The organism is Streptomyces silaceus (assembly GCF_001419745.1).
Taxonomy (GTDB): Bacteria; Actinomycetota; Actinomycetes; order Streptomycetales; family Streptomycetaceae; genus Streptomyces; species Streptomyces silaceus.
Genome location: NZ_LIRJ01000624.1, coordinates 1 through 4,637, shown reverse-complemented (window position 1 = coordinate 4,637; position 4,637 = coordinate 1). Strand labels below are relative to the sequence as shown.

The 4,637-nt window shown below is 73.0% G+C and carries 3 protein-coding genes; 1 reads left to right on the top strand and 2 read right to left on the bottom strand.

Annotated elements, in window-relative coordinates; translation table 11 throughout:
* Window positions 1–146 precede the first annotated feature (146 nt).
* Window positions 147–2,381 (bottom strand): acetate--CoA ligase family protein, encoded by a 2,235-nt coding sequence (locus AOK22_RS37940; protein ID WP_055703196.1) that lies wholly within the window; start codon window positions 2,379–2,381, stop codon window positions 147–149.
* A 473-nt stretch (window positions 2,382–2,854) separates the two neighbouring features.
* Complete coding sequence (locus AOK22_RS37935) at window positions 2,855–4,048, bottom strand: flavin-containing monooxygenase (RefSeq protein ID WP_055703195.1); 1,194 nt, start codon at window positions 4,046–4,048, stop codon at window positions 2,855–2,857.
* 192 nt (window positions 4,049–4,240) lie between these two features.
* Between AOK22_RS37935 and AOK22_RS37930 the strand changes: the two genes are divergently transcribed.
* The coding region (locus AOK22_RS37930) for a Zn-ribbon domain-containing OB-fold protein (RefSeq protein ID WP_055703194.1) at window positions 4,241–4,637 on the top strand (397 nt) is incomplete at its 3' end.

The window sequence follows — 4,637 nt, the reverse complement described above, 5'->3', positions numbered from 1 at the left end:
GGGTGCGGGTGCGGGTGCAGGGTGGTGTGCCCAACTGGCGGCGTACGCGGGTGTGGCCGCTTACGCGGATGCGGCGGGGCACGTGGATGTGGCGGGGCACGCGGGTGTGGTGGAACGCTCCGCGTGGTGGCGGCCCGCGGCCCGTCTCAGCGGCAGACGGCGAACGCGTCGAGGGCCACGGCGCCCTGTCCCCGGGGCAGCACCATCAGCGGGTTGATGTCCAGCTCCGCGATGTCCTCGCCCAGTTCGAGCGCCATCCGCTGCACCCGCAGCACGACCTCGACGAGCGCGTCGACGTCGGCGGGCGGCGCTCCCCTGACCCCGTCCAGCAGCGCGCGCCCGCGCAGTTCGGACAGCATCGCCTGCGCCTGGTTCTCGCCGAAGGGCGGCACCCGCACGGCCGCGTCCCGCAGCACCTCGACGAGCACGCCGCCGAGCCCGACCGTCACGGTCGGCCCGAAGAGCGGGTCCTGGGTCACGCCGACGACCATCTCGACGCCCCGCTCGACCATCTGGCAGACGAGGACGCCGTCCAGCGGGACGCCCTCATAGCGGGCGATGTCCGTGAGCTCCCGATAGGCGTCCCGCACCTGGCTCGCCGAGGTCAGGCCGATCTTCACCAGGCCCAGTTCGGTCTTGTGCGCGAGCTGCGGGCCCGAGGCCTTCATGACGACCGGGTAGCCGACGAGCCCGGCCGCGCGCACGGCCGCCGCCGCGCTGGTCACCAGCTGCTCCCGCGGCACCCTGATCCCGTACGCGCGCAGCAGCTGCTTCGCCGCGTGCTCGCTCAGCTGCTGGCCCGGCCGCATCAGGGCCTGCGCCTTGCGGAAGGAGGGCGAGGGGGAGCGCGGCGCCTCGTCGAAGGGGGAGCGGTAGCCGGCCGTGAAGCGGTGGTGGTCCAGATAGGCGCGCACCGCCGTGATGCAGTTGGCGAAGGTGCGGAAGGTGGCGACGCGCGAGGAGCCGAGCAGCGTGGTGCGGTACGCCTCCTCCGTGCCGACCGGCGAGCCCCACACCACGCACACCAGCTTGTCCGTCTGCTCCGCCGCGTCCACCAGGTCCTGCGCGAGCTTGTCGCTCATCGGCGGGAAGGGGCCGGTGATCGGACAGATCAGCACCCCCACCTGAGGGTCGTCCAGGATCGCGTCGATGATCTTCCGGCCGCGCCAGTCACCGACGGGGTGCCCGCCGTTGTCGACGGGGTTGGCGACGTTCAGGTAGTCGGGTATCCACTGGTGCAGCTCCGTCTGCTTGGCGTCGGAGAGCGTGGGCAGCGTGAGACCCGCCTCGGTCGCCAGGTCCGAGAAGTGCGCGCCCGTGCCGCCCGAGATCGAATAGACGACGACGCCGTCGGCCCGCGGCGGCCGGGCGCGCGCCAACAGGGCCGAGGTGTCCTGGAGTTCGTCGAGTCCGTCCACACGGATCACGCCGAACTGCCGCATCGCCGCGTCCACCACCGCGTCGGCGCCGGTCAGTTTGCCGGTGTGTGAGGCGGCCATGCGGGCGCCGGTCTCGGTGCGGCCGACCTTCACGGCGACGACGGGCACGCCGTTGCGCGCGGCCCGGTCCGCGGCGAGCAGGAAGGCGCGGCCGTCCTTGAGTCCTTCGACGTACGCGGCGATGGCGCCGACCTCGGGCTGTCCGGCGAAGTAGGAGATGAAGTCGGCGGTCTCCAGGTCGGCCTCGTTGCCGGTGGGCGCCCAGTGGGAGAGGCGGATGCCCAGCTCCTGGAGGGTGAAGACGGGGCGTCCCTGGTGGCCGGACTGGGTGATCAGCGCGATGGCGGGGCCTTCGAGGTCGTCGCGGAACTTCTCGAAGGCGTTGAGGTTGGTGTTGGGGCCGAGCAGCCGCAGGCCCGAGCGCCGGACGGCGGCCGCGAGGCGTTCCTGGGCGGCCGCGCCCTCCTCGCCGGTCTCGGCGAACCCGGAGGCGAAGGCGACGGCGAAGCGCACCTTCTCCTCGGCGAGCTGCTCGATCACGGGGAGCGGGTCACCGACCAACAGCACGGCCAGATCCACCTGTTCGGGCAGGTCGGCCACGGAGGGAAAGCAGGAGATGCCGAAGACCGAACCGCGCGTGGGGTGCACCGGGTGCAGGCGCGCGCCCACCCGCTCGGCCCAGGCGATGAGCTGGCGGGTGATGCCGGTGTTGGGCCGCCCCTCGGCGTCCGACGCGCCGATGACGGCGACGGACTCGGGGCGGAAGAAGCGGTCCAGGTCGGGCACGTCGGCGTGCAGCGGCCGGCCGCTGACGTCCAGGTCGTCCGCGCCGTCTGCCGTGACGGCCCTGCCGTGGACGGCGTGAGGAGGGAGCTCGCCGCAGGCCACAACATGCGCGCGGCGGGGGTCGGTGGTGAAGGTGCCGTGAGTCGATCCAAGCATCGGTCCGCCCGCTTCTTGTGACAGCACTTAACTGACGCACAGTCAGATTACTGAACTGACGCTGCGTCAGGAATGGTGCTGCAGGCAAAGCCTGGCGCCGGGGGCGGCGCGGGGCCTCGCCCCGGGGCGGTCGAGCGGTGGTGCTGGGGTGGCGAGTGGGGCCCTGTTGTCCACGGAAGCGCAGAATCCGGTGGGTGCCAAGGGCGTGATTCGGACGTGGACGCCCATGTGTCGGGCGCCCATGCGGGGGCCCATGTGTCGGGCGCCCACGCGTCGGGCTCCCATGCGTCAGGCGCCCATGTGTCGGGCGCCCTCGCGTCGGACTCCCGTGCGCCGTACGGGTGCTGTGCTTGGCGGCTTTTCGTGCGGCCTTCCGGGCGGCTTTCCGTGCCCTTCCGCTGTCCGTGGTGGCTCGCGCGGTTCCGCGCGCCCCTTGCGGGGCGCTCCCGGGCGGCGGTCTCGCGTGCGGCGGCCTACCGCGCTGTTGTCTTCGCCGGCGCCTTCGTCGCCGCCTTCGCTATTGCCTTCGCGATCTTCTCCGCGTCCATGGCCAGTTCTCGGAGCATGCCGCTGATCGGGTTCGTGAAGCCGGTGAAGTAGAGGCCCGGGGTCTGCTTGGGGCTGCGGCGGCCGTGGGAGGTGGGGCGGCCGCGGGCGTCGAGGACGCCGAGGTCGCCGACCAGGCCCTCCAGGGCGCGCCGGTAGCCGGTCGCGGCGATCACCGCGTCCGGGCAGATGCGGGTGCCGTCGGCGAGGGCGACTTTGCCGTCCTCGAAGGACTCCACGGCGGCGACCGGTTCGACGCGGCCCCTGCGCACCGCGTCGATCAGGCCGACGTCCTGCACCGGGATCGCCCCCTGCCTGGCCCGCGAGTACAGGCCCGTGGTGGGGCGGGGCAGGCCCTTGGCCGTCAGGTCGGGGACGCTGACCTTGCCGAGCGGGCCCGCGAGCCGGTCGACCAGGGCGACCGGGAGCCTGCGGCACAGGATGCCGTTGCGCTGCGCGGGCCAGCCCATCGTGGAGCGGCGCACGATGTGCGGGGCCGTGCGCACCGCGAGGCGGACCCGGGCGGCGCCGCCCTCGACCAGGTCGACGGCGATCTCCGCGCCGGTGTTGCCGACGCCGACGACCAGGACGTCCTTGCCGGCGTAGGGGAGGGGGTTGCGGTAGTCGCCGGCGTGCAGGAGTTCGCCGGAGTAGGTGTCGCGGCCCGGCCAGTCCGGGAGGTGGGGCGTGTGGTTGTAGCCGGTGGCGATCACCACCGCGCTGCCGGTCAACTCCCGCCCGCCCGTGGCGCGCAGCACCCAGCCGGCGCCGTCGTCCGCGCGCCGCAGGCCGGTCACCTCGACCCCGGTGACGACGTCGAGGCGGTGGTGCTCGGCGTACTTCTCCAGGTAGCGGACCACGTTGTCCCGCGACACCCAGCGCCCGAACGACCGTGGGATGGACAGTCCCGGCAGCGCCGAGAGGCGGCGCGTGGTGTGCAGGTGGAGACGGTCGTAGTGGCCGCGCCAGGAGGCGCCGACCCGTTCGGACTTCTCCAGGACGACCGCGCGGACACCGCGTGCGCGCAGCGCCGCCGCGGTGGCGAGACCGCCGGGGCCGCCGCCGATGACGTACACGGGGCGGTCCTGCCGGGGCGTAAGTGGAAGGGACGAGTCGGCCATGACGGGAGAGTAACCGCGTGATTACTTGATGGGTGACGGACAAGTCCGGAACCGGTTGCGAATTCATCACGGGTGTACGGGCTGTACGGGACGTACGCCCCTTGCGCAACCGGCGCCGGTTGCGCTGAACTGACGTACCGTCAGATCGGTGTCGGCGCCTGCGGGGGCCGCGTACGTGAAGGGACTCTCCTGATGAGTGCGGACCTGCCCGCCACCGCTCCCCGCTTCGACCTTCCCGAGGCCGACGCCTTCACCCGGCCCTACTGGGACGCCGCCGGTGAGGGGCGACTGCTGATCCGCAGGTGCGGCGCGTGCGGCGGCGCGCACCACTATCCGCGCGAGTTCTGCCCCGGGTGCTGGAGCGAGGACGTCACCTGGGAGCGGGCGAGCGGCCGGGCCACGCTCTACACCTGGTCGGTGGTGCACCGGAACGACCTCCCGCCGTTCGGCGGCCGCGTCCCGTACGTCGCCGCGGTCGTCGACCTCGCCGAGGGCCCGCGCATGATGACCGAGATCGTCGACTGCGCGGAAGGCGCGCTGCGGATCGGGATGGAGCTCCGGGTCGCCTTTCGGCCGACGGGGGCCGGGG

Coding starts and splice junctions, on each gene's coding strand:
- AOK22_RS37935 (WP_055703195.1), bottom strand. CDS start 4,048: ATGGCCGACTCGTCCCTTCCACTTACGCCCCGGCAGGACCGCCCCGTG.
- AOK22_RS37940 (WP_055703196.1), bottom strand. CDS start 2,381: ATGCTTGGATCGACTCACGGCACCTTCACCACCGACCCCCGCCGCGCG.